The 24,566-nt window shown below is 56.3% G+C and carries 21 protein-coding genes; 11 read left to right on the top strand and 10 right to left on the bottom strand.

What is annotated here, in order from left to right; all coding sequences use genetic code 11:
- Nucleotides 1-4 precede the first annotated feature (4 nt).
- The 7 genes from mraY to mraZ are packed head-to-tail and all read right to left on the bottom strand — an operon-like array spanning nucleotide 5 to nucleotide 7,402.
- A complete protein-coding gene (mraY, locus tag HNQ59_RS10435; protein ID WP_184038776.1) occupies nucleotides 5-1,096 on the bottom strand; it encodes a phospho-N-acetylmuramoyl-pentapeptide-transferase in 1,092 nt (363 codons plus the stop codon).
- A 3-nt stretch (nucleotides 1,097-1,099) separates the two neighbouring features.
- Nucleotides 1,100-2,470: a UDP-N-acetylmuramoyl-tripeptide--D-alanyl-D-alanine ligase gene (locus tag HNQ59_RS10430; RefSeq protein WP_343074241.1), complete on the bottom strand. Its 1,371-nt coding sequence runs from the start codon at nucleotides 2,468-2,470 to the stop codon at nucleotides 1,100-1,102.
- On the bottom strand, nucleotides 2,467-3,930 hold the full coding sequence (locus HNQ59_RS10425; protein WP_184038773.1) for a UDP-N-acetylmuramoyl-L-alanyl-D-glutamate--2,6-diaminopimelate ligase: 1,464 nt from the start codon (nucleotides 3,928-3,930) through the stop codon (nucleotides 2,467-2,469). Before HNQ59_RS10425 ends, HNQ59_RS10430 begins: the two co-directional genes overlap by 4 nt.
- A complete protein-coding gene (locus tag HNQ59_RS10420) occupies nucleotides 3,930-5,669 on the bottom strand; it encodes a peptidoglycan D,D-transpeptidase FtsI family protein (RefSeq protein ID WP_184038770.1) in 1,740 nt (579 codons plus the stop codon). The genes HNQ59_RS10425 and HNQ59_RS10420 overlap by 1 nt, the downstream gene beginning before the upstream one ends.
- 7 nt (nucleotides 5,670-5,676) lie before the next feature.
- Complete coding sequence (gene ftsL / locus HNQ59_RS10415) at nucleotides 5,677-6,027, bottom strand: cell division protein FtsL (RefSeq protein ID WP_184038768.1); 351 nt, start codon at nucleotides 6,025-6,027, stop codon at nucleotides 5,677-5,679.
- On the bottom strand, nucleotides 6,024-6,968 hold the full coding sequence (gene rsmH, locus HNQ59_RS10410) for a 16S rRNA (cytosine(1402)-N(4))-methyltransferase RsmH (RefSeq protein ID WP_184038764.1): 945 nt from the start codon (nucleotides 6,966-6,968) through the stop codon (nucleotides 6,024-6,026). Before rsmH ends, ftsL begins: the two co-directional genes overlap by 4 nt.
- Complete coding sequence (gene mraZ / locus HNQ59_RS10405) at nucleotides 6,965-7,402, bottom strand: division/cell wall cluster transcriptional repressor MraZ (protein ID WP_184038761.1); 438 nt, start codon at nucleotides 7,400-7,402, stop codon at nucleotides 6,965-6,967. The genes rsmH and mraZ overlap by 4 nt, the downstream gene beginning before the upstream one ends.
- Before the next feature lie 471 nt (nucleotides 7,403-7,873).
- On the opposite strand from mraZ, the gene HNQ59_RS10400 reads away from it, so the two are divergent.
- The 3 genes from HNQ59_RS10400 to HNQ59_RS10390 are packed head-to-tail and all read left to right on the top strand — an operon-like array spanning nucleotide 7,874 to nucleotide 10,427.
- On the top strand, nucleotides 7,874-8,509 hold the full coding sequence (locus HNQ59_RS10400; RefSeq protein ID WP_184038758.1) for an LPP20 family lipoprotein: 636 nt from the start codon (nucleotides 7,874-7,876) through the stop codon (nucleotides 8,507-8,509).
- Nucleotides 8,510-8,554: 45 nt separating this feature from the next.
- Nucleotides 8,555-10,027, top strand: coding sequence for a flagella assembly protein FlgT middle domain-containing protein (locus HNQ59_RS10395; protein ID WP_184038756.1), 1,473 nt, complete (start codon nucleotides 8,555-8,557; stop codon nucleotides 10,025-10,027).
- Nucleotides 10,028-10,043: 16 nt separating this feature from the next.
- Nucleotides 10,044-10,427, top strand: coding sequence for a hypothetical protein (locus HNQ59_RS10390; protein ID WP_184038753.1), 384 nt, complete (start codon nucleotides 10,044-10,046; stop codon nucleotides 10,425-10,427).
- Here HNQ59_RS10390 and HNQ59_RS10385 read toward each other — a convergent pair.
- Nucleotides 10,412-10,993 carry a DUF1003 domain-containing protein gene (locus tag HNQ59_RS10385; protein ID WP_184038750.1) on the bottom strand — a complete coding sequence of 194 codons (582 nt, stop codon included), beginning with the start codon at nucleotides 10,991-10,993 and terminating at the stop codon, nucleotides 10,412-10,414. The genes HNQ59_RS10390 and HNQ59_RS10385 overlap by 16 nt on opposite strands.
- Before the next feature lie 255 nt (nucleotides 10,994-11,248).
- On the opposite strand from HNQ59_RS10385, the gene HNQ59_RS10380 reads away from it, so the two are divergent.
- Nucleotides 11,249-12,538 carry an ABC transporter substrate-binding protein gene (locus tag HNQ59_RS10380; protein ID WP_343074240.1) on the top strand — a complete coding sequence of 430 codons (1,290 nt, stop codon included), beginning with the start codon at nucleotides 11,249-11,251 and terminating at the stop codon, nucleotides 12,536-12,538.
- A 294-nt stretch (nucleotides 12,539-12,832) separates the two neighbouring features.
- On the opposite strand, the gene HNQ59_RS10375 is transcribed toward HNQ59_RS10380, so the two are convergent.
- Complete coding sequence (locus HNQ59_RS10375) at nucleotides 12,833-14,998, bottom strand: TonB-dependent receptor domain-containing protein (RefSeq protein WP_184038747.1); 2,166 nt, start codon at nucleotides 14,996-14,998, stop codon at nucleotides 12,833-12,835.
- 375 nt (nucleotides 14,999-15,373) lie between these two features.
- On the opposite strand from HNQ59_RS10375, the gene HNQ59_RS10370 reads away from it, so the two are divergent.
- From HNQ59_RS10370 to HNQ59_RS10345, 6 genes are all read left to right on the top strand, one after another.
- Complete coding sequence (locus HNQ59_RS10370; RefSeq protein ID WP_184038746.1) at nucleotides 15,374-16,105, top strand: glutathione peroxidase; 732 nt, start codon at nucleotides 15,374-15,376, stop codon at nucleotides 16,103-16,105.
- Between the two features lie 114 nt (nucleotides 16,106-16,219).
- The gene (locus HNQ59_RS10365; RefSeq protein WP_184038744.1) at nucleotides 16,220-17,608 is read left to right on the top strand and encodes a dihydrolipoyl dehydrogenase; all 1,389 of its coding nucleotides are present in this window, start codon (nucleotides 16,220-16,222) and stop codon (nucleotides 17,606-17,608) included.
- Between the two features lie 154 nt (nucleotides 17,609-17,762).
- Complete coding sequence (locus tag HNQ59_RS10360) at nucleotides 17,763-18,353, top strand: OmpW/AlkL family protein (protein WP_184038742.1); 591 nt, start codon at nucleotides 17,763-17,765, stop codon at nucleotides 18,351-18,353.
- Between the two features lie 450 nt (nucleotides 18,354-18,803).
- The gene (locus HNQ59_RS10355; protein ID WP_184038741.1) at nucleotides 18,804-19,475 is read left to right on the top strand and encodes a CsgG/HfaB family protein; all 672 of its coding nucleotides are present in this window, start codon (nucleotides 18,804-18,806) and stop codon (nucleotides 19,473-19,475) included.
- Between the two features lie 162 nt (nucleotides 19,476-19,637).
- Nucleotides 19,638-19,997 carry a DUF4810 domain-containing protein gene (locus HNQ59_RS10350; RefSeq protein ID WP_184038738.1) on the top strand — a complete coding sequence of 120 codons (360 nt, stop codon included), beginning with the start codon at nucleotides 19,638-19,640 and terminating at the stop codon, nucleotides 19,995-19,997.
- A gap of 9 nt (nucleotides 19,998-20,006) precedes the next feature.
- Nucleotides 20,007-20,687 (top strand): DUF799 domain-containing protein, encoded by a 681-nt coding sequence (locus HNQ59_RS10345; RefSeq protein WP_184039041.1) that lies wholly within the window; start codon nucleotides 20,007-20,009, stop codon nucleotides 20,685-20,687.
- Nucleotides 20,688-20,910: 223 nt separating this feature from the next.
- On the opposite strand, the gene HNQ59_RS19830 is transcribed toward HNQ59_RS10345, so the two are convergent.
- Nucleotides 20,911-23,589, bottom strand: a complete 2,679-nt coding sequence (locus tag HNQ59_RS19830; protein WP_184038735.1) for a glycosyl hydrolase family 18 protein — start codon at nucleotides 23,587-23,589, stop codon at nucleotides 20,911-20,913.
- Between the two features lie 747 nt (nucleotides 23,590-24,336).
- On the opposite strand from HNQ59_RS19830, the gene HNQ59_RS10335 reads away from it, so the two are divergent.
- On the top strand, nucleotides 24,337-24,566 hold a 230-nt coding region (locus HNQ59_RS10335; RefSeq protein WP_184038734.1), incomplete at its 3' end, for a hypothetical protein.

The following is a 24,566-nucleotide window of genomic DNA, read 5'->3' as shown; positions in this document are numbered from 1 at the left end:
TTTCTTACCGCAGTTTCAGGGTCGCCAGACCAATCAATACCAATACGATGGTGATGATCCAGAAACGCACCACCACCTGGGTTTCTTTCCAACCTTTCAGCTCATAGTGATGGTGCAGGGGCGCCATCCGGAAGATCCGCTTGCCGGTGAGCTTGAACGAGGCCACCTGCAACATGACGGAAACGGCTTCCATCACGAACACACCACCCATGATGAACAGCACGATCTCCTGCCGCACCACGACCGCAATCACGCCCAGTGCTGCGCCCAGCGCCAGTGCACCGACATCGCCCATGAATACTTCCGCCGGATAGGCGTTGAACCACAGGAAGCCCAGCCCCGCGCCCCCCATGGCGGCACAGAAGACCGCCAACTCACCCGCGCCCTCGATGTAAGGCAGGCCGAGGTAGCCAGAGAACACTTTATTACCAGCGACATAGGCAAACACCGCCAAACCAGCAGACACCATCACCGTCGGCATGATCGCCAGGCCATCCAGGCCATCGGTCAGGTTGACCGCATTCGAGCTGCCGACGATGACCAGGTAGGTCAACACCACAAAGCCGACCGGCCCGAACGGATAAACGACGTGCTTGAAAAACGGTACGATGAATTCAGTGTTCGATGGCAAGCTGGCCGTGCCAGCCAGGAAGATGCCCGCACCGATCGCTATCACCGATTGCCAGAACATCTTGGCCTTGGCGGACAAGCCTTTTGGGTCCTTGTAGACCACCTTTTTGTAGTCATCGACAAAACCGATCACCCCGGTTGCCAGGGTGACAATCAGTGTCAACCACACATATCGGTTGTCCAGCTTGCACCAAAGCAGCGTGGTGATGCCGATCGACAACAGGATCAATGCCCCGCCCATTGTCGGCGTGCCCGCTTTGACCAGATGGGTCTGTGGGCCATCAGTCCGTACCGCCTGGCCGACCTTCATCTCGGTCAGTTTGCGGATGACTGCCGGGCCCAGCCACAACGCAATGCCCAGCGCAGTGGCCATGGCCAATACGGTCCGCAAGGTTTGATATTCGAAAACGTAAAAAGCACGGATGCCTGTCGTTTTCGCCAACCAGTCTGCCAATATCCACAACATTACTTAGGCCCCACCTTGAGCCGTCAGAAAATCAACCACTCGTTCCATCTTCATGAACCGTGACCCTTTCACCAGCACGGTCGCACCCGCCGCCAGCTCGCTTGCCAATGCCGCCAGCAAAGGCTCGATCTCATTGAAATGCCGCGCCCGTTCGCCATACTGGCTGGCTGCTTCGGCGCAGAGCGGGCCCAGGCAATACAGGTGCTTGATGCCTTTGTCGCGTGCCAACGCACCGATCTCGGCATGCAATTGCGGCCCATCCGGCCCTAGCTCGCCCATATCCCCCATCACAAAGCAGGTGTCGCCAGGCTGCGCAGCCAGCACCGACAGCGCTGCTGCCATCGAAGCCGGGTTGGCGTTATAGGTATCGTCGATCACCAGCCCGCCATGTCGCCCCTGTTTACGCTGCAGGCGCCCTTTTACGCCGCCGAACTGCGCCAAACCTCGCTGGATCGCGTCGAGCCCGATTCCCATGCCCAATGCCGCTGCGGTGGCTGCCAGGGCGTTACGGATGTTGTGCATGCCGGGCACACTCAGCTTCAATGACACATCACCTGCTGGTGTGCGCAGGGTCAACTCACTGTCCAGCACCGCCAGCTTGAAGGTTGCACGGACATCACCTTGCTGCAGGCCGAATGTCAATGTGCGATGCGTGCCAGCCAGCTGCTTCCAGAGCGGGGCATAGGCATCGTCCTCATTGATGATGGCGATACCCTGCTCGCCAAGTCCTTCGAAGATCTCTCCCTTGGCGCGGGCCACAGCCTCGACCGAGCCCAACCCTTCCAGATGTACCGCGCCAGCATTGTTGACCAGCGCGACATCAGGTCGGCCCATGCGGGTCAGATAGCTGATCTCGCCGGCGTGGTTCATGCCCATCTCGATCACGGCAAAACGATGATTCGCCCGCAACCGCAGCAAGGTCAGCGGCACGCCGATGTCGTTGTTCAGATTGCCACGGGTGGCGAGCACTTCTGCCTCGCTGCTGGCAGCGGTACAGATGCTGGCCAGCATCTCCTTGACAGTGGTTTTGCCGCTGGAGCCCGTGATGGCGGCAACCGGGATGGTAAACCGACTGCGCCAAAAAGCAGCCAGCTGACCAAGTGCGCGGTGGGTGTCGTCCACGCGGATCAGCGGCAAGTCGTCGCCTCCCTCCCAAGAGGCTTTGACGACTGCCGCTGCCGCACCTGCAGCCAATGCACCGTTGACGAAGTCGTGGGCGTCGAAGCGCTCCCCTTCCAGCGCAATGAACAGATCGCCCGGCTCGATGGCCCGGCTGTCTGTGTTGACGCGCGCAAACCGGACTTCCGGGGCTGTCGTCGAGCCCCCCAGTGCTGCTGCAGCTTCCGATAACGACATCATGGTTGGGTCGATCATCTGCGATCTCCCGCGTACCTGGTCAGCGCTGCACGAGCCTGCTCGACATCACTGAACGGTGTTTTCACGCCTTGCACGTCTTGATAGTCCTCATGTCCTTTTCCGGCGATCAATACGATGTCGCCGGGTTTCGCATCGGCCACCGCCCAGCGGATGGCCATGGCCCGATCCACCTCCACCCGGTAGTCACAGCTCATCCCAGCGCGGATATGCTCGATGATCACATCAGGGTCTTCGGTTCTGGGGTTGTCACTGGTCACCACTGGCACGTCGGCCTGCCGGCACACGACACTGCCCATCAAGGGGCGCTTGCCAGGGTCACGATCACCACCACACCCGAATACACAATAGAGCTGTCGGTGCGCCGGCAAGATCTCGCGTAAGGTGGACAAAGCTTTGTCCAATGCATCCGGTGTATGTGCATAGTCCACCACCACCAAGGGGGTGCTTTCCCCGCCCAGCCGTTGCATGCGGCCAGGGGCGGCATCGATCTCCGACAGCGCCTGAGCGGCTTCCGCCGGGGCCACGCCGATGGCCAGCATGGCCCCCAAGGCGGCCAGCAGATTCGACGCATTGAACAGCCCCAACAGCCCGCTGCGGATCAGCACCTCGCCCGCTGGCGTGACGACCGTCATACGAATGCCAGCCTCATCGACTTTCAACTCGCGACAATGCAGCTCGCCTTCGCGCAGGCCATAGCCCCACACGGCGATGTCGTTTTCTTGCGCCAAGGCCGCCAGCTTCACGCCAAATGGGTCATCCAGATTGATGACTGCCTTGCGCAAGCCGGGCCATTGGAACAATTTGGCTTTCGATTCACCGTAACTCGCCATATCGCCGTGGTAATCCAGATGATCACGGGTCAGATTGGTGAATACCGCCACGTCAAATGCCACGCCATTCACCCGGCCTTGATCCAGCCCATGTGATGACACCTCCATGGCAATGGCCTCGGCACCTTGCTGCCGATAAGCCAGCAGGCGATCCTGCAAGGTCACCGCATCTGGGGTGGTGTGCGTGGTGTGCTCCAACGCCCCTGGGAAGCCATTTCCGACTGTCCCGATCACCGCAGTGCGCTTGCCCAGGTGGGTCAAGGCATGGCTCAACCAAGTACTGATCGAGGTCTTGCCGTTGGTACCGGTTACACCGATGACCGTCATTTGTTCGGATGGTGAGCCATTGACATGGCTGGCAATCTCACCCGCACACCAGCGCAACCCGCTGACGGGTCGATTGGGCAGGGACCACTCCGCTTGCCAGACAAAGCCATCGGCATCATCCCACAGCACTGCAGCTGCACCCGCATCGATGGCCTTGCTGATGAAATCACGCCCATCACGGTATTCACCCATACAGGCCAAGAACACATCACCCGGACGGACTTGGCGACTATCCGCCACCACCCGCTTCACTGGCAGGCCCAGCCCATTCAATTGTTCCAACCATAGATGTGTGCTCATCACATCGTCCCCTCTATGGCTTCCTGCGGATCAGTATTCGGCAGGATGATATTGTTCACCGGCGCATCGTTTGGCACGGCCAATGACCGCAGCGCTGCCGTAGTGATGCGTGAAAAGACCGGCGCGGAAACCGTACCACCGTAATATGTGCCGCCGCCTGGCTCATCGATCATCACCGCCACTACCAGGCGCGGGTTCGAAATAGGTGCGATGCCAACGAAGCTCGCCACATATTTGCTCTTTGAATAACCGCCGCCTTCCAGCTTATTGGCCGTCCCTGTCTTGCCACCGACACGGTAGCCGACAACCTGGGCGCGGGTTGCCGTGCCGCCAGGCTGGGTGACCATCTCCAACATTTTCTTCATGGCCTCGGCGTTCGCCTTCGAAATCACCTGCTGGCCGGGCGGGGGCGCCACTTGTTTCAGGAAGCTGATTGGTTTGATCTCGCCATCATTTGCAAAAATCATGTAAGCACGCGCCATCTGCACCAGGCTGACCGAGATTCCGTGGCCATACGATGTGGTGGCGGTCTCGACTGGCTTGATGGTCTTCCAATGCCGAACCCGCCCGGACGCCTCGCCTGGGAAGCCGGTATGGGGCGGCTGCCCAAAGCCCAGCGAACGCAGATAGTCGTAGTAATACTCACGATCCAGTGACAATGCCATCTTGGCCGCACCGATGTTCGACGACACCTGGATCACCTGCTCAACAGTCAATGCACCATGGGGGTGGGCGTCGTGAATGGTGTATTTGCCGAAACTCATCCCGCCCGCCACGTTGATGATCGAGCTGGGCTTGAACGTCCCCGCCTCCAAGGCCGCCGCCGCCGTAAATGGCTTCATGGTCGAGCCGGGCTCATACAGGTCGGTGAGTACGCGGTTACGCTTGCGGGCCATATCGATCACCCCGCGATTATTGGGGTTGTAACTGGGCACATTGGCCAGCGCCAGCACCTCGCCGGTATGGGCATCCAGAATGACGGCCCCACCTGCCTTGGCCTTGTTTTCCTCCACCGCTGCCTTCAGCTCACGGTAAGCCAGATACTGCAGATTGCGATCGATCGACAAGGTCAGGGTCTGGCCATCGACCGGCGGCTTCATATTGGTCACATCTTCCACGATGTAACCCCGACGGTCTTTCAGCACATGGCGGCTGCCCGGTTTGCCAGCCAACACGCCGTTGCGGGTCAGCTCGATGCCCTCCTGCCCTTGGTCATCGATCCCGGTCTGGCCGATCACATGGGCCAATACCTCGCCAGCCGGATAATAGCGGCGGTACTCGCGCATTTTGTAGATGCCAGGAATACCCAGCGCCATCACTTTCTCTGCCACTTCCGGGTGGAGCTGCCTACGCAGATAGACAAAGTCCTTCTTACGGCCATCGGCCAGCTTCTTCTTGAGATCGTCAGCCTTGGCACCCAGCAATTTGGCGAGCTTGCCCAGCTGCTCATCATTAGGCAGAGCGTCCATATCCGATGGACTGGCCCAGATCGACTGTACCGGTGTGGAGATGGCCAACGGCTCGCCATTGCGGTCAGTGATCATGCCGCGCACCGGCTCCAGCTTCATGACCCGGCTGTAGCGCGCCTCGCCTTGCTCTTGAAGAAAGTCCCGATTGAAACCCTGCAGATAGACCGCCCGCCCCACCAGGGCGGCAAAGCCCGCCCCCAGCGCAGCCATCAACACATAGCTGCGCCAAGCGGGTAAACGGGCGTTGAGGTTGGTATTGGCCGTGTACATGGGTCTGTCACTGCGTCCTGGCTGCGTCCGGCACCGGCTGAGCCGGCACCTCCTCTGTCCTGGGTACCGCCTTCGCCTGCGGCACGGTTCTGGATGGTGTCAATGGCACCACCTGGGTACGTGTACTATCAGCCACATGCATATTCAACTGTTTCTGCGCAATCGATTCGATACGGGAGTGCATCGCCCAGGTGCTTTGTTCGAGCTGCAATTGCCCCCACTCCACATCCAGCTGCTTGGCAAGCGACTGGGCCTTCTGCAGCTCGATATAAAGCTTGCGCGCTTTGTGCTGTGATGTGACCACACTCAATGCACAGGTGATCAGCACAATCAGCAAGAGCAGATTGAGGCGGGTCACAGTGGCCCCTCTGTCCGCTCGGCAATACGCAAAATGGCGCTGCGGGCACGGGGATTGGCCTTGACCTCGTCCTCGCTGGGGCGAATCGGCTTTCCTATCACTTTCAAAGGTGGTTTTTTCAGGTCGGCAGCACGGATGGGCAGGCGGCTGGGCATATCATCTTCATTGGCGGCATCCTTCATGAACCGCTTGACGATGCGGTCTTCCAGCGAATGAAAGCTGATCACCGACATACGCCCTCCCGCTCTTAGCAGCTGCATGGCTTGAGGCAGAACTAGCGACAGCTCCTCAAGCTCCTGATTGACGTGAATCCGTATAGCTTGAAAGCTTCGCGTCGCCGGGTCCTGCCCCGGCTCGCGGCTACGGACACAGCCCGCCACGATCTCGGCAAGCTGCCGGGTGGTGGTAATTGGCCGCTCCGCTCGAACCGCAACAATCTTTCTTGCAATCTGTTTAGCAAACCGCTCTTCGCCATATTCTTTGATTACTCTGTAAATATCCTGTTCCGGAGCCGTCGCCAGCCAGTCTGCCGCTGTCATGCCACGGGTCGTATCCATACGCATATCGAGAGGTGCATCGAACCGAAAACTGAATCCTCGCGCACCATCATCGATCTGTGGTGAACTGATGCCCAGATCCAGCAACACGCCATCGACAGCAGTCACGCCCAATCGGGTCAACTCTTGCGCCAAGTGCGTGAATCCGTTATGCACAATCGTGAAACGCGCATCCTGAAGCGTGGCAGCCTCTGCAATGGCTTGCGGGTCTTTGTCGAATGCGATCAGGCGCCCTGCCGGACCGAGCTTCGACAAGATCAACCGGCTATGGCCACCACGACCAAAGGTACCATCGACATACACACCATCGGACTTGATTGCCAAGGCCTCCACGGCCTCCTGCAACAACACCGTGCGATGGACAAATCCAATCGCATCGGTCACAGGGCAATACCTTCCATCTGAGTGGCCAGCTCATCAGCTGGGATATCCATGGTAGCCTGCGTCAGCTCGTCAAATTTGGCTGCGTCCCACAACTCGAATTTCTTGCCCATACCCACCAACGACACATCCTTTTCCAGCCGGGCTTTGTCCCGCAAGGTGCGGCTGACCGAAATCCGACCTGCCTTATCCATTTCAACTTCTTCTGCAAACCCCAGCACCATGCGGGCAATGGCCACCCGCGAGCCGGTCAGTTGCATCATCTGATCACGTACTGGCAACCAATTGGCTTCCGGATACACCAACAGACAACCATCCGGCGACAAGGTCAGCACCAGGCGCCCCGCGCACATCGCCATCAGGGCATCGCGGTGCTTGGATGGCACCGTGAGACGACCCTTATCGTCGAGACTGAGCGTGGAAACACCACTGAACATGCTTCATCCTTTGCCTGGGATAAACGCTTGCTGCCAACTTGCTCTTACTTGCCAATCTACATCACCACCAGGGAAAGCCACCCACATTGATCCACTTTCCCCCACTTTCTCCCACTATAGATGAAAAATTGGGCATGGTCAATTTGATTGCTCCCATTTTCTCTTTTCGCAACAAATACTTAGGGCAAATATGCCAAAAGCGAAAAGTCTTATGAATGAAAGAGATAGCGAAGGTTTACAAAGTGGCACATTAACCAGGGGACATACCGGACAGGAAAAGCCTTACCTATCGGGGCTATCACCTATAAATAAGGTGTGTGTTCCAAGCGGGTCGCCTCAAGTATTTCAGAACGGTGCCGATGTAGGCATGGCGCCGGTTTGGGTTCATCCCGCTCCTGCCCGATATGACAGACACACTCGTCGTGCTGATGTTGACCATGCCATTGCAGACGTTTCACCAAGGAGTCCACCATGCCCCGCTTCCTACAGCTCTTCATCTTGTCGATCACCCTGGCCATTTTGGCAGGCTGTGCGGGTGGTGGTAGCCGCATCACGGTCGGAAGCGAAAACAAGCCATTGCGCTTCACCGCTACTGGTTATGGCTCCATGAGCGCGTTCGATGGCTACACCGCCGGGCAGAAGCGGCTATTGGCCATGCGGGCCGCCAAACTCGATGCCTATCGTGCGCTGGCAGAGCAAATCTACGGGGTCCGGATCAAAGGCAATACCACGGTAGCGGCGATGATTGCGCAGAATGACAGCTTCCGCATCTATCTGGATGGCTATCTGCGTGGTGCGCGGGTAGTCAGTGTCACCCCGATGGCCGAGGGAAGCTATGAGACTGAAGTGGAAGTCGAGCTACCCAGCGATTTCTGGAAAATGCCTGTCACCGCACCAATCGCCAGCCAAGCCGCCTCCCCAGCCGCACCGGCAGCTGCGGTGGCAGCCCCACCCACCCAATGGGCTGGCCAGACCAGCAGCACCTCCACACCGGCTGCGGTTGTGGAAACCAAACCCGCACCATTGCCAAGCCGCTCCACTGGCGACACAATCCAGCTGGCAGCCAGTCAAACACTGCCCTCCCGCCAATTTTATTTTGCAGACTGAGCCAACGTCGGGCTCTCCCGCCCGCACGTGAAGTTGGAACCATTGATGATCATGCGGAACACCCGATTCACCGCCTTCCTGTCATTGCTCTGCATGACCGCTGCAGCCCATGCCGAAACCATCACCGCAACCGGCATGGCCGCGCTCGATGTCGGCAGTCGAGAGCAGGCCCGCCAGCTGGCGGTGGCGGATGCATTGGAGCAAGCTGCAATCGAGGCTGGCGTGCGCATCACCGGCAACCAGTCCATAGGCCGCCCAGATCAGCAGACGCTCAATCTGGAGCCTACGCGACGCCCAAGTCAGCATCAGGTCAGGCGAGAATGGGTGGATCGTAATCTGCTGATGGTTGAAGTCGAAGCCACCTTCGACGACAACATTCAGGCCTCTGCTGAAAGCCCGAGCCGCGAGCTGCCGAACTGCAACGCAGGCAACCCGCGCTTGAGGCGGACCGTGGTCGTTGCACCTTTCCAGATCAGCCAACCCGCCCAGGCCGGAGATTGGGACAACCCCAGCCTGAATCTGGCTTACGAATTCCTACGGCGTCTGGCCGACAAGCCCGGCGTGTTTCCAGTAGGCAATGCAGGGGTGAGTGTATTCGATCCCGGCCCGGCAGCCGGGCAAAGCATCCCCCCTGCGGCATTGATCCAACAGCTGGCGGTCAACCATGAAAGCCAATTCGTGATTACAGGTCGCCTGCTGGATGCGGGCATCAGCAGCACCAGTCGCCAGTTCTATTGGGGGCTCAACAATGACACCAATAACACCGCCTCGCTAGGGGTTGAGCTGCCCAACACCACGTTGGGAGCTGGGGTGCGCGAGCGGCCCACCCAGCGGCGGATCGAGCTGGAATTCTTTGTCCATGACGGCGCAACCGGCGCCTTGCTTGATCGCCCCCGCATCGCCAAAGAGGCCAGAGGCGATGTTCAGCTCGATCGACAGCTCAGCCTGGGGTCAGCGGGATTCAGCCGTAATGACTACGGGCGGGTGGTGAACCAGACATTGGACGAAGCTGCGCAACGGATCGCCCTGACGCTGCAATGCCTGCCCTTCACCAGCAAGCTGGCAAAACTGGAAGGCAAAACTGCCTATATCGCGGCAGGCAGCCTGCACCACCTACGACCGGGTGACCGCCTGCTCGCATACAGCAAGGACACCCGCAACCCTGTCTTCAGCCCGGACACCTACCAACCGCTGGGTCTGCCCGAGCGCCCCAGGCCGGTGTTGCAGGTGGTGCAGGTACAACCTCGATTTGCCATTGCCAAAGTGATTGGCAACAGCCCGCTGAAAGTGGGTGACTGGGTGCGGGATGACATCAGGTCAGGAACGGCTGAATCCACGCGGGAGGACAGCCCCGCCGACCCGGATATCGACAGACTCCCTCCGGAGCGGCCCCAATCCAGCCCAGGCCGTCCCCCCAGGAAAGTAACCAGCAGGGCGCCTGTCAAGAAACCCTCGACAACCGCCAAGAAAAGCAGCAAAGCCAACTGCGACTGCCCAGACCCGAAGAAACAAGGTTGACCACCGGAGAGCGCCGATGAAACCGGTTACATATATTGCACTTATCGCCCTGGCCTGCAGCGCCATCAACGCCGCAGATGCCCGTACCATCAAAAAACCCAAAACTGGCCATGCCAAGGCAGTGGCCAGCCACGACAGCGGCGCGGCGGTGCAGTCCCTGCACGCACGGCAGATCAGGCTGGCTAGCCTCAAGCCCAGCCTACCGATCGCCGCCCCAACGCATGAGCCTGCCAGCCAGACCGCTCACGCCACCGCACCTGCTGCGGCCACCGAGCCCAAGTCCGAAGAGCAAGCATCCCAGCCCACCCCCGCTTTTCAGTCCAAACCGGTGACGCCCCCGCCACCACGTTTGCCCCCCGAGCAGGTGGTCAACACCTGGGGGCCTTATAGCTTCCCATGATCTGCCTGGGTTGGGGGTGCGGGTGGAGTTGAAACATCCTGCGTCAGCAGATGACGCTTGATCAGATCCAGATCGCCCAATATCTGCCAGGTCAGGTGGTCTACCCGCAAGTGCAGCTCGCTGATGGCCAGCTCGGCCTTCAGGTTCACTTCAAAGTCACGGATCATCGTCAGGCGGTCACGTGCGGCCTGCCGGTTTTGCGACATCATGATGATCGGCGCCTGGATGGCAGCCAGCATCGACAGCACCAGATTCAAGAACACATAGGGATAAGGGTCGAATGCATGATCCCGCAGGATATCGGTGTTCAAAATGGCCCACCCCAGCAGAAATGCCCCGAACATCGTGATGAACGTCCACGAGCCGCCAAATTCTGCAACCCGGTCGGCCAGGCGCTCGCCAAAAGTCATACCGCCTTCATCATGCAAAGACGAATCGCCTCTGTGCGTCTGTAGCCGCTTCGAAATACGCAATAACGCCGCCCGTTCCCTAGCGCCCAGGCCGCCCACCCCAGTATTGAGTAAATGCTCCGCCAGATAGCGGAGGTGTTTGTTTTCAGGTTTCATAGTAGCCCTCCCTGTACTTGAGCATGATCTGCTCGCCAATACGCTGCCAACCGGCATCGCCTTAAGTGATCCTAAACTGATACTTCATAACGTCATCACAAACACATCCGGCGATACGCAATAAATTGAAATAAAAGTAAAATATCATTGATTTAAAAGAAAAATACATGAAACACTCGCCATCGCACCCTTGGTGGATTAGCATACCAATTCAATACCAAATCACCGAGTGAGGGCATTATCATGTGGTGGATCGTGTCAGCTTCACGTCATCTATTAGCCAGCTTGGCAGCTCTGATGGTATTGAGTCAGCCTGCAGATGCGGCTGAAAAACAACGCCTGGAATTTTGGACAAATTCACTGAAACCAAAATTCACCCAATATTTCGAAACACTTGAAAAACTTTATGAACAGCAACATCCCAACATCGATGTAGTATGGGTGGATATACCATGGGATGCGTTTGAAACCAGGCTGATGGCCGCCATCGGCGCGGGCAAACCACCCGCGCTGGCCAATCTGGAGGTACCCTGGGTCTATGATGCCGTCCAGCGTGGTTTGCTGCGTCCCTTGGACGAGGCCATCGGCACAGAGAAAGACTATTACCTCGATGGAGCCATTCAGGATGTCACCTTCGATGGCAAGCTGTGGGCCATCCCCTTCTATAACAACGCTGACATCATTGCCTACAACACAGCGCTGTTCAAACAAGCCGGACTCGACCCCACCAAACCGCCACAGACCTTGCAGGACCAGCTCGATTACGCCAAACAGATCCGCCAGAAGACCGGCACACCTGGCTTGGCGCCACCACTGGGCAAAATGGCCTCGATCTTCTTACAGGAAGGGTTGCCTGTGCTGCAGAACGGCAAGGCTGCATTCAACACACCACGCCATGCCGCACTGTTGAAACGATTTGCCGATGCCTATCAGGCTGGTGCACTTTTGAAGGACAAGCTGTTCGCAGAAGACAACTTTCAACAGAACATCGACGCATACAACAGTGGCAGACTGGCCATGATGGCCACCGCGCCAACAGCGCTGTCCCGCACCCGGGACAACGCCAGCCATATCTACCAACAGACAGCCGTTGCCCAGGTGCCGCTTGGGCCGACCGGCATTGCACCGGGCGGCTGGCTGTTCACCTATGCGGTTCCCAAGGGGGTTGATGACAAGACATTTGGTGAGGCCATCAAACTCGCCCGCTTCCTGACACGGGACGACAACCAACTGGCCTTTTCCAAGCTGGCGGGCACCTTTCCAACCAGCAAAGGCGCTGTCAACGACCCATTCTTCAAGGTAAAGCCCGCTCAGAGCGGGGCCTTCGAGCAAGCCGTGCAGACCGCCGCCGGCCATGCAGAGCGCATCCGCACCCTGTATGTAGCAGGCCTGCCAGATGCCAACGCGATGCTACGGAAGCTACAACTGGCGACCGAGCAGGCTGTGACCGGTCGCAAGCGACCAGAAATCGCATTGGCGGAAGCGGCGGCATTCTGGGATCACAAACTTGCTACGCAAAAGGGGCCACAAACCGGACGCCGGTAGGGTCTGTGGGCATAGTTTCAACCACACGCCGGGTGAATTCAGCGCCTAGCGGCTGTTTACCATCAACTACATGCCGTAACTGGGGCATGAGAAAAAGACACCCCCGGCGACATCAGCAGGGAAACATGCGAAGCAATCAGGCCGTTGCCAAAAAACGATCGCACCACAACATGTTGATTTATATAATGTATTTTTCGGCTAACTGTATTTGCCGAAGAGCGGCTGCTAGTGGCAGATACAGAGCGTAAACAGGCTCTAAGGCCTCTGCCCCGTACGCCATTTCACCCATGCCCCCTAGAGCTTGGCCTCCAATGTCAGGCTCCAGCTCATGCGGGTTGGGTCGATCACAGCACTTTGCGTCAAACCGCCGTCCGGGCTGGCTGTCATCGCATCCCGTCGATGATCGCGCTGCTCGATGTTTCCGACAGTAGCCCGCAGCTTGGTGTCACGATCTGCGTGCCATACCATATATATGTCAGTGCTTTGCTTGGCTGCGATATGCGCCCGTTGCTGTTCACTGGTTTGCACATCATAGCCCCCCGTCCAGCTTACGTTCATGCCCACGCTGAACGGTGAGGCCTTGAATCGGTAGTCTCCGCCCAGGTTGGCCAGCTGCCTGGGTTGCTCATCCAGCCGGTTATCCGGCCCCGGCAAGTCATAGACCTTTGAAAACAGGCGGCTGTAGTTACCCTTCACCTCGACTGCAGGCAGCTGCGGCCAAAGCACGTTCAGATGATGTTTCAACTCCAGCTCCATGCCGTAGCTGCGGGCCTTGCTGACATTGATCGGCTGGCGAACCCATCGTCCATCTCGCTGAGTGGTGCGGCGGCGGATCAAATCACGGATATCGCGCATGAACAGGTTGGCGCTCAGCAGCCCATTTTCAGACAGGTAATGCTCGTAAGCCACATCGTAACCCCACGAAAGCTCTGGCTTCAGTGCAGGGTTGCCCAATGAATCAGGGCTGGTCGGGTTGTTGTCATGCGACCTGACCAAGCGGCTGCTGAGGTCGGACAGATTGGGCGTCTTGAATGTGCGGGCCAGGCTGAAGCGCAACTGCTGACCATGCTTTTCGTCAAACCGCCATAATGTGTGCAAGCTAGGACTCAGCACCTGGCTTTGGTTGCGGCGGGTATTGCCGTGGTCATCCGCCTGCAATTTGACCTGCTCCCATCGCAGCCCCGCATTGAGTGACAAGGTGGGCGATGTCTCCCATTCGTCTTGAATGAACAACGCCATCTGCTGCTCTCGCGAGTGCAGAGCGGTGCCGTCTTCCCGCCTGGAGGGCACGCCGTTTTCCAAGATGGTGCGCTGCTCTCGCCGCATACCCAGGCTGGCATCGCCCCCTACTGACAGCGTATGTGCATCCTGCCACGGCGTACTCCACTTACCGCCCAGCGACGCTCCTTGATAGCGCGTACTGCCATCATCGTCCACCCACCGTGACAGCCGCCCGGCGCCATCCCGTTCGGTGCGGTAACGGCTGGCTCGACTCAGGCCGTTGTATCCACTCACTCGCGCCGTCAACCGGCGGCCATCCTCGGCCCGATGGCTCCAATTGCCCATCAATCGCCACATCTGATTGCTGCGCTCATTCTGCTGATCCGCCGTCTGAAACACCGGCACGCCAACTTGCTGATCCAGCCCCACTTGGCCGGAAGTGCGAGTGCGTGAGGCCATCACGAACGGAGTCAATGTCAGCTGATGCCCGTTTGTCCACCGCCAGCTGAAACGCGGGGAGAGATTGATCTCTTTGCTATAGCCCTGTCGGATGCTCGACTCGACCTGATCCTCCAGCACCTGCCCGGACGAATCCAAGCGACGCACCATCTCGCGACCATCGTCGAACAGTGCGCGGCGGTTGACCGCGCCCGCCAGCAGATAACTCATTCCGTCAAATTTGCCGTTCTTCTGAAAGGATACCTGAGGCGAGGCACGCCCCGCCTCACCATTGATGCCAGCACGGACGCTGGTGAAACTACGGCGGACATCCTCCCGCAGCACAATATTGATTGTCCCGGCGATGGCTTGTGCGCTGTTCTCAGCCGTTGCACTCCGGACAATCTCGATCCGCTCGATCATCTCCGCTGGCAACATGTCCACGCTGACCGCTCTGCCGGCACGGGGTGGCATTTTCTCACCATCGATCAAGATCTGGGTGTACCCACCGCCCATTCCCCGCATCTTGATCTCACCGGGTCGCCCCGCCTTGCCGGTGTAGCTGATGCCAGGCAAGCGCCTGAGCAGGCTGCCGACATTGCTCTCGCCAAAGCGCTCGATTTCCTCCCGACCGACAATGATCTTACCTGCCGTCTCATTGCGTCGGTCGCTGATGTCCGAGCTGCGTTGGCCGGTCACTTCGATTCTGCCGCCTTCCACCACCTCAGCCGACTCTGCGGCCCAGCCACTGGCCGATGCCACGACCAGGGTAGCCCCTGCCACCCAATGGGATGTTCTCACTTGCCCGCTCATCTCAATTTTCCACCTGTCCCCGTCAGCGCCCAACACAAGCATGCCACCTGCAAAGGGCACTTCTTTTGCACCATTAATAACAACATATTGTTTTATTTGATTTTTGAAAAAATGAATCGAATCATGATGTCCTTCATTTTTTCGGCTTCGCAGCATAGGCCTGAACCAGTACACAGTTCAATTCACCAGTGAGGCTTTTTACAAGTTTTACGACTAGGGCAAGTGATTGGCCCAATACTCTTTGATAGTTTTTTACTATTAAAATTTAATTTTAAATAAATTAGACGCATCACAGCGCCATTGCCATACTTCAGCCTATCGATTTTAGCAGTTTGATCAATCAAAACTATTAAGGAATGCAACATGCTGCACAACCATGAAGGCCAATCCATCCCACAAGTGACCTTTCGCATCCGTGAAAACAACGAATGGAAAAGCATCACCAGTGATGACCTGTTCAAAGGCAAAACTGTCGTGGTGTTTTCCTTACCCGGTGCGTTCACACCCACCTGCTCATCAACCCACTTGCCACGCTACAACGAGCTGGCACCTGTGTTCTTCAGACATGGCGTGGACAGCATCCTGTGCGTATCGGTCAACGATACCTTTGTGATGAACGAGTGGAGCAAGGATCAGGAATCCGACAACATCATGATGATTCCTGATGGCAACGGCGAATTCACCGAGGGCATGGGCATGCTGGTGGACAAAGCAGACCTGGGCTTTGGCAAGCGCAGCTGGCGTTACTCGATGCTGGTCAAGGATGGCGTGGTCGAGAAGATGTTCATCGAGCCGCAGGAACCAGGTGACCCATTTAAAGTATCGGATGCCGACACCATGCTGGCCCATGTCGCGCCCGATGCCAAAAAGCCGGATCAGGTTGTCGTGCTCTCCAAAGATGGCTGCCCATTCTGCGCCAAAGCCAAGCAGCTCCTGGCTGACCAGGGCTATGACTACATCGACCTGCCGCTGGATCACAAAGTGCGCGGCAAGGTACTGGGCGCCGTCGCCGGCAAGATGACTGCCCCTCAGGTCTTCATCAACGGCCAGTTGATCGGCGGTGCGGAAGACGTCGAGAAATTCCTCGCCAAGTAAGCGTTGCCGCAGGGCAACATCATCGCCTGGTCGATGGCAGTTTCAAGGTTGCCCCTTGGGGGCAGCCTTCTGAATGCCATTGCATGATGTCAACACAGAATCCAAGGATGCAAAATGAACACTCTTCATACCGATGTTGCTGTAATTGGCGCAGGCACCGCAGGCTTGGCTGCCTACCGGGCTGCCAGGGCGGCAGGCAAGCGCGCCGTCATCATTGAAAGCGGCCCCTATGGCACCACTTGCGCTCGTGTTGGTTGCATGCCATCCAAATTGTTGATCGCGGCAGCCGAGGCCGCCCACGAGGCACACCACACTGCACCATTTGGCGTACATATCGATGGCACCATCCGCATCGATGGGCACCAGGTGATGGGCCGGGTCAAAAGTGAGCGGGATCATTTTGTCAGCTTCGTCCTGAAAGGTGTCGAGAACATCCCGGCGGAAGATCGGCTGGTCGGACACGCCCGCTTCATCGACAACCTCATCTTGAATGTGGGCGAGCATACGCAGGTCAACGCACACAGCGTTGTGATCGCCACCGGCTCCGTACCATCGATTCCCGATGCATTTCAGGTATTCGGTGATTGTCTGATCATCAACGACGACGTCTTCAACTGGGACACCTTACCCAAACGTGTTGCCGTGTTCGGCCCTGGCGTGATCGGCCTGGAATTGGGCCAAGCGCTGAGCCGACTGGGCGTGCATGTTCGAGTCTTCGGCGCACGCGGCGGAGTCGGGCCATTGACTGATCCAGCCATTCGGGACTATGCACGCGATACATTCCAACAGGCATTCCATCTGGACCCGGATGCGACAATCCTTGATATGGCACGCGATGGCGATGAAGCGATCATCTGCTATCAAGCATCAAATCAAATGGCGGTGACCGAGCGCTTCGACTACGTATTGGTGGCAACCGGTCGTGTTCCGAATGTCAAAGGACTGGACTTGCAGCACACCCAGCTGCAGCTGGACAGCAAGGGCGTGCCGGTATTCGACCCACATACCTTACAGTGCGGTCGCACATCCGTCTTCATCGCGGGTGATGCCAACAACCATCTACCGCTGCTGCATGAGGCTGCTGACGAAGGCAAAACAGCTGGCACCAATGCCGCCCACTACCCAGATGTCAAACCCGGCCATCGACGCGCACCCATCGCGGTGGTCTTCACCGACCCACAGATCGCCATGGTAGGACAGCGCTTTGCCGATCTGCCAGCCAATGGCTTCGTCACCGGCGAGGTCAGCTTTGAGGACCAGGGCCGCAGCCGGGTCATGCTGAAAAACAAGGGTTTGATGCATGTCTATGCCGACCAGGCGAGCGGGCGCTTCCTGGGTGCAGAATGGATCGGCCCCCGTGCTGAAAACATCGCCCACACTCTGGCCTGGGCATATCAGCAGTCACTGACCATCGACCAGATGCTGGACATGCCGTTCTACCACCCAGTGGTCGAAGAAGGGCTTCGTACCGCACTGCGGGACGCATCAGCCAAACTCAAGTAGGAATGACCATACCAATCAATATGCTGCAATGCGGAATCATTCCGCGCTGCAGCAAATTTGACCCTGATCAACACAGGCGTATAACGCCAAGCATATGCTGACCCCATGCCTGCATCCGTAGGTGAACAACGAATAAGCATTGGGAGTCTTCATCATGAAAAAAATCATCCTGACCGCCATGACCGGTATGCTGCTGGCCGCTGGGTTCGCCCACGCAGAAGCAGGTGATGTGTTGGTTCGCGGTCGTTTCGCCCTCATTACTCCTGATGTGGAATCAGATTTGAAAGGTCTGGACGTCGAAAGAAAAGCCATTCCTGAACTGGATTTCACCTACTTCATCACCAAGAACATCGCAGCAGAGCTGATTCTTGGCACCGCCAAGCACTCTGTGTCGCTGAATAATCAGATCATCGGTAAAGTCAGCCACCTGCCACCCACGGTGACGGTTCAATACCACTTCCTGCCAGATTCGACCATCCGCCCCTATGTTGGCGCTGGCTTGAACTACACCCGCTTCTACGACATCAAATTGGCAGATGGCACCCTGACCGTTGACAAGAACAGCTTCGGCGGAGCCTTGCAAGCAGGTGTTGATTTTGCGGTCAGCAAGAACAGCTTCATCAACCTGGATCTGAAGAAAATCTATATCAGCACTGATGTGAAGAGCACAGCGACAGGCGCCAAAGTTACCAAGCTGGATGTGGATCCGCTGGTATTCGGCATTGGCTACGGCATGCGCTTCTGATAGGCATCCGACGGCCTTGTGCAGCCTGCGCCACAATGAATGGTTGGCAACGCTCGCTTGGCAAACATGCCACTTCAGGCTTGCTGCCCACGCGATCCAGGTCAAAAGCTGCAGCAAGCAAAAGGGAAGCATAAGCTTCCCTTTTTCAACACACCTTGCCCATCCCATACATGGCCAGCACAGCATTACCGATGGCCTAGCCTGCCATATTGTCCTATATTCAGCTACGCTTCAGGGCCGCCATGCAATAAGCTTTCATGCCGCATGAAAGCGTGATGACAACCTATTGCATGTTATTGTTATTGATCAGCAATGCAATATTAGTATATTATTATTCTCTATAAATAATGTGCGATATGCCGATAAGCAAATTCAACAATAAAAGATCGGCATGCCGCCGTGTAAAAACTTGACCAACCGTGCTTTTCATTTACTTTGAGTTCACTGAACATGAAGAAAACGCTACTCATCTCTACCGCCATTGCTTTCACCACACTCGTTACCGGATGTGCTACAGAAACCTCCCGCAGCCTGGAAGTGCCGAAAGTCGCCAGCGCAGGTACCACCTACAATGGCCCACGCAGCCCCATTGCCGTCGGCAAATTCGATAACCGTTCCAGTTATATGCGTGGTGTTTTCTCTGATGGCGTAGATCGTCTGGGTGGGCAAGCCAAGACCATTCTGATCACCCATCTGCAGCAAACAGGGCGCTTCAGTGTCATGGATCGTGACAACCTGGGCGAGCTCAGCCAGGAAGCCAATTTCAAGAAGCAATCCCAACAGATCAAAGGTGCAGACTTTGTCATCACCGGCGATGTCACCGAATTTGGCCGGAAGGAAGTCGGTGACCAACAGCTGTTTGGTATCTTGGGGCGTGGCAAACAGCAGGTCGCTTATGCCAAGGTAGCCCTGAACGTCGTCAACGTGACCACATCAGAAGTTGTCTATTCAGCCCAAGGCGCGGGTGAATACGCCTTGTCTAATCGGGAAATCATCGGTTTCGGTGGCACATCCAGCTACGATTCCACACTGAATGGCAAGGTACTTGATCTGGCCATGCGTGAAGCCATCAACAACCTCGTGTCAGGAATTGAATCCGGCGCTTGGCGGCCCGCTAAATAAGGTTGACTGCTTTCCAACGAAATTCGCCGCCTGCCTGAAACACGCGGCGATTTCAATGCCCACACCCTGCTTGCAAGTACAACTTGTTGCAAACACCGGACAATGCGCGGCGGTCAATCAAACCATCCGCGTAGGCTTGATCCAATCACGAGTAACATTGATATGCAAATCCGTTCACTGAGCCTCACGGCCCTGTTGTGTGGCGTTGCCCTGGTTACAGGCTGCGCCAAACCCACCCAAAAATCGCTTTACTACTGGGGACAATATCAACCCCAGGTCTATGAGCACCTGAAAGGTGATGGCAAAGGCCCTGAAGAGCAAATCGCCGCACTGGAAAGCGACCTGCAGAAAGCCCAATCGAAAAACGCTGCCCTACCACCAGGCTATTACGCGCACATGGGCATGCTGTATTTGAAGACGGGCAAGAACGATCAAGTCAAACAAGCTTTTGAAACTGAAAAGACACTCTATCCGGAATCCAGCACCTTCATGGATTTCCTGCTCAAAAAATTCAAGAACTAAGGCATGACCATGCAATTCCGCACGCTTCGAACCCTATTCATACTTAGTCTGGTGGCATTGTTGGCAACTGGCTGCGCCCATCGACGCCAAAAGGCCTTCGACTACACCGCTTACAAACAAAGCGATCCAAAGTCCATTCTGGTGTTGCCACCACTCAACAGCACACCGGACATCAAAGCAACCAACAGCATGCTGTCCTTCATGACCAGACCACTGGCAGAAGCAGGTTACTATGTATTTCCAGTGGCGGTGATGGATGAAACCTTCAAACAAAATGGCCTGTCCACTGCTGGGGATATCCACGCGGTACCCATCAACAAGCTGCAGGAAATCTTCGGTGCCGATGCAGCCTTGTATGTCAACGTAACCAAATACGGCTCGGTATACACCGTCATCAATAGTGAAACTGTGGTCGCCGCAGAAGCTCGCCTGGTTGACCTGAAGACTGGACAGCTCTTGTGGACGGGTAAAGCATCCGCTTCCAGCGCTGAACAGCAAAACAACAATGGTGGTGGTGGAATCGTTGGCGTACTGGTGTCTGCGGCGGTGAAGCAGGTCATCAACAGCCTGACCAATGAATCCCACCGATATGCAGGTGTCACCAGCGAAAGATTACTTGCAACCGGGCACAATGGCATTCTTTATGGCCCTCGCTCTCCACAATATGGCAAAGGCAAAGGCCAGCAATAAATCAAAAAGCCCATGTGCAGCCAGCACATGAGCCCTTGATGCATCCCAAGATACTGGCCCGACTGGCAATCACCACCAGATCGGGCCGGAATCTTTATGGAAGAGCCGTCACCGGGACTACATCCGGTATCGGCCCCCACGAAAGCCCCCGATTTTCATTCAATGATGTCAGGCATTGGTGCCACCTTGATCATTGCCTCACCAAGGGGTGATTCGACTCAACTCAGAACTGCTTGGTAATCCAGTCTGCGTTGATCTTGCGTACTTCAGGAATGATACATGTCCCGCCTACGTTGCTCGGGTCGAGCCATGTATTCGCACCAGGTGACAGCTCCAAGCTCCAGGCGCGAATATCGGTTTGCAACAGCAATACGTACTTGTCACCTGACTTGACCAGGAAGGTATCACCGCATCGGCCATCCAACACACCATGCCCCATGCTCAATGCAGCTTCGACAGTTTTACCATTCTCAAGTTTGACATTGACGACATAGGCATCCGCACCAGCGTTGCTTTGATTGACCTTACGCGCTTTCTGGGTTGCCATCCGGTACCACTTCTCAACCAGCGACTTGTACTGCTCTGGGCTGACATTGGCCGCATATTTCCCGCTGGAGCAAGCATGCTCAGAGGAAATCGGATAACCCTGCCCATTCAGGATGCACTGGTGTTTTTTGCTGGACCAAGCCAACTTGACACCTTTCCGCTCACACGCACTTCCCTTGAGCAGCGTCACACCCGCATCGCAGACGAAGCACTTATAAGGGTCAGGATACTTATAGTAATTGTGCGCGATGTCAGCCCCATCACAAGCATTGGGGTTGTTCGGACCACAATCTTCCTTGACCTTTGATACATCGACCGTGCATTGCTCAAAAGCACCCGCTGGGTTGGGTGTTGGTGTTGGTGTTGGTGTTGGTGTTGGTGTTGGTGTTGGTGTCGGAGTTGGTATTGGTGTTGGTGTCGGAGTTGGTGTAGGTGTAGGTGTTGGTGTAGGTGTAGGTGTTGGTGTCGGAGTTGGTGTCGTACCGCAGGCACCAATATCCAACCACGGGGATTCCCAGCTGCTTGAAACAGGCTTTGGCGTATCCTTCGACTCGGCATACCACTGTGCCTTATAGACACGGCCCCGATGGCTGACAACAGCCCCACCGCTATAGGATTTCACTTCCCAAGCCGGGTAATTACACTTTGTAGGCGTTGGGGTAGGTGTTGGGGTGGGTTTCGGCGTTGGCGTAGGCGCCGGCGTTGGTGTGGGCGTCGGCTTTGGCGTAGGCGCCGGTGTTGGCGTAGGTGTCGGCTTCGGTGTCGGGGCCGGCGTTGGCGTAGGTGTCGGCTTCGGTGTTGGAGTCGGCGTCGGTGTGGGCGTAGGCTTCGGTGTTGGAGTTGGGGTAGGTTGTCCCGTGCTCGAACCACAAGCCCCTACATCCAGCCATGGTGATTCCCAGCTGTTTGTGACTGGCTTCGGCACATCTTTCACATCGGCATACCACTGGGCTTTATAGACACGCCCTTGATGGCTGACCGTGGTACCACCCGCATATGACTTCGCTTGCCAAGCGGCGTGACTGCAACTTTCCGGAGCAGGCGCTGGAGTTGGGGCAGGTGCAGGAGCGGGTGTCGGAGATGCCCCCAGATCATTACCCACGCCGTAATTCATGGCATTCAGGATATCGCCGTTATCTTGGAACAGGTTCCAGGCGAAAATCCCACCCAGCCCTTTTTCCTTCGCATAAGCCGCTTTTTTCTCCACGTCCCGTGGGTCATCATAGCCAATGAAAGTCTTGGTGGACTGGTTCCACAGATAGTGTGCTGAAATGGTATTGTCGAAGCGGACATCCCAACCATTGATACCCAGGCCGCGTGTACCAATGTACTGCTTCACCAGGTCGCGGTAGACGAATTCACCATTACCACCCAGCGCATTCGCATCACCTTTGCCCGTCATCGGATTGTTGGGGTCGGTCATGCCCTCCACCGCGGCCCAACCCCGGCCATACATCGCCGCGCCAATCACCAGCTTGTTGGCAGGCACGCGATTGATGAAGTTCTGAATACCTTTTTCAACACACAATGATGCATAAGGCGCGCAGAACATATTGGTGTGATGCCCGACCTCCTTCGTCCAAGAGCCCTTGAAGTCATAAGTCATCAGGAAGATGAAATCCATATACTTCTGAGCTTCTTCGTACGGGATGGCAGATGCAGGATGGCTAGTGGACGCAACTGCGCTGGTGACCAGCAGCTTGCGTTTCGTCTCGGCGGACAATTCATCCATCGCCTTGCGCAGGTCACGCATCAGCTTTACATAGCCCTGGCCATCTTCTGGCTTGCCGAGCTGCACATTGTCCTGACCAAAGTTGTCAGTTGGATGTTCCCAGTCGATATCGACACCATCAAACCCAGGATGCGTTCTGATGTAGTCTTTGACCGACTTGACGAACACAGCACGCTTCTTGTCATCATTGGCGAAATGGAAGAAAGGATTGGAGCGCCCCCAGCCGCCAATTGACGGCAATACCTTCAGGTGGGGATATTTCTTCTTGATCTCCAACAGGCGCCGATGTGCGCCAACATCTGCTGTCGTCTCATTGACAGCTAAGTGGAAATCCGAGCCTGCCGTACCTGATTTCGCCCGATTGGCGTCACAAATCGCCCGCTCGCCGCTGTATTCACCGGGGCCGCAAATCCCTAAGAAGGAATATAAAAGGTGGGTGACATTGTTGCCAGGGATGGCATCGGGTGTGAGATCCTCTCGATCCCAGTAATAGGTGGCAACCACTTTGCCAGAGCTTTGCGCAAACGCCATGGGTTTGCCACTGAAGTGGTCATATGGAGCCTTTGCCATGGCAAACGCACTGACTAATGACGCCGCAAGAACGCTCAATCGAGCCGCTTTCATCTAACAATCTCCTGAAATCTTGTACGAATTTGATTTACTACATTGAGTCCGAGCGTAGTCTAGGCCTATAAAAATGCCAAGTAAATAATATAAAATACTTATTCGATACGATTACAACCCGGTCATCATGACATTGAAATCAATATAACCAACTGAAAAATATATTTTTTATTGGAAATAAACTACGCTCCAACCCTCAGCATCAGCACCCCGCCTGATCAATACCACTTCCATCCAAACGAGCAGCATGCATACCACTTTGTGCCAAACCCGCCCACCAAGCCACCAAGAACCATCGGGTGAGCGTTTTCTACGGACATGACGCCCTGGTGCGCATTGCACCCAGACATCAGATCACCGTCAGCCAATAAGGTTGCCTGCTCTTCGCTCTGCACCGGGTTGGAGCCAAGTCACTCACATACCAGACAACAACTTGGATACAAGCTTGCACCTGGTTCATCCACAACCTTACGCAATCCAATCAAGACATAGCAGTCGGCCATCAATGTGACGGCATACAGACACATGCATCCAGATCCGCATACTCATTGCCACATGAACAGGGAGGTCAACCCATATCCAGCCATTTCCATAAACGAATCAAACCCATGAAAAAATTGGATAATTACTGTCAGCGCAGCAATATCAAACACCCCACATAACATTTCACATACAGCATATTTTTGACATGCAAATGACATTTGAAAATAATCTCAACTATTCCTTTTTGTTATCCGATCCGCATCCATGTCCTTCACCTTGCCCCCGCTCGGCAGCCTGGCCAGCCCCCCTTTGGCCATTGAACTCGACACCCTCAACCAACTGCTGCACCGCCCCGAACTGTCGCAACACGCCCGGCTGATCCGGCTGCACGGCAGCCCGAGGCCGGTGGTGGTCGAGCGTTTTGTGTGTTGGGAGGGGATGAACCAGCTGGGCCGGATCGAGGTGGATGTGTTGCTGGATCAGGTGCTGATCGA

The sequence above is a fragment of the Chitinivorax tropicus genome (assembly GCF_014202905.1).
Lineage (GTDB): Bacteria > Pseudomonadota > Gammaproteobacteria > Burkholderiales > SCOH01 > Chitinivorax > Chitinivorax tropicus.
The sequence above is the reverse complement of the archived record's forward strand: the minus strand, read 5'-3'. Positions and strand labels throughout refer to the sequence as shown.

Bases quoted from the DNA above. Each gene is read 5' to 3' on its own strand.
- HNQ59_RS10360 (WP_184038742.1), top strand. From the start codon at position 17,763: ATGAAAAAAATCATCCTGACCGCCATGACCGGTATGCTGCTGGCCGCT.
- HNQ59_RS10400 (WP_184038758.1), top strand. From the start codon at position 7,874: ATGCCCCGCTTCCTACAGCTCTTCATCTTGTCGATCACCCTGGCCATT.
- HNQ59_RS10370 (WP_184038746.1), top strand. From the start codon at position 15,374: ATGCTGCACAACCATGAAGGCCAATCCATCCCACAAGTGACCTTTCGC.
- HNQ59_RS10395 (WP_184038756.1), top strand. From the start codon at position 8,555: ATGATCATGCGGAACACCCGATTCACCGCCTTCCTGTCATTGCTCTGC.
- HNQ59_RS10355 (WP_184038741.1), top strand. From the start codon at position 18,804: ATGAAGAAAACGCTACTCATCTCTACCGCCATTGCTTTCACCACACTC.
- HNQ59_RS19830 (WP_184038735.1), bottom strand. From the start codon at position 23,589: ATGAAAGCGGCTCGATTGAGCGTTCTTGCGGCGTCATTAGTCAGTGCG.
- HNQ59_RS10385 (WP_184038750.1), bottom strand. From the start codon at position 10,993: ATGAAACCTGAAAACAAACACCTCCGCTATCTGGCGGAGCATTTACTC.
- HNQ59_RS10365 (WP_184038744.1), top strand. From the start codon at position 16,220: ATGAACACTCTTCATACCGATGTTGCTGTAATTGGCGCAGGCACCGCA.
- mraY (WP_184038776.1), bottom strand. From the start codon at position 1,096: ATGTTGTGGATATTGGCAGACTGGTTGGCGAAAACGACAGGCATCCGT.
- HNQ59_RS10430 (WP_343074241.1), bottom strand. From the start codon at position 2,470: ATGATCGACCCAACCATGATGTCGTTATCGGAAGCTGCAGCAGCACTG.
- HNQ59_RS10390 (WP_184038753.1), top strand. From the start codon at position 10,044: ATGAAACCGGTTACATATATTGCACTTATCGCCCTGGCCTGCAGCGCC.
- HNQ59_RS10425 (WP_184038773.1), bottom strand. From the start codon at position 3,930: ATGAGCACACATCTATGGTTGGAACAATTGAATGGGCTGGGCCTGCCA.
- HNQ59_RS10345 (WP_184039041.1), top strand. From the start codon at position 20,007: ATGCAATTCCGCACGCTTCGAACCCTATTCATACTTAGTCTGGTGGCA.
- HNQ59_RS10350 (WP_184038738.1), top strand. From the start codon at position 19,638: ATGCAAATCCGTTCACTGAGCCTCACGGCCCTGTTGTGTGGCGTTGCC.
- HNQ59_RS10420 (WP_184038770.1), bottom strand. From the start codon at position 5,669: ATGTACACGGCCAATACCAACCTCAACGCCCGTTTACCCGCTTGGCGC.
- mraZ (WP_184038761.1), bottom strand. From the start codon at position 7,402: ATGTTCAGTGGTGTTTCCACGCTCAGTCTCGACGATAAGGGTCGTCTC.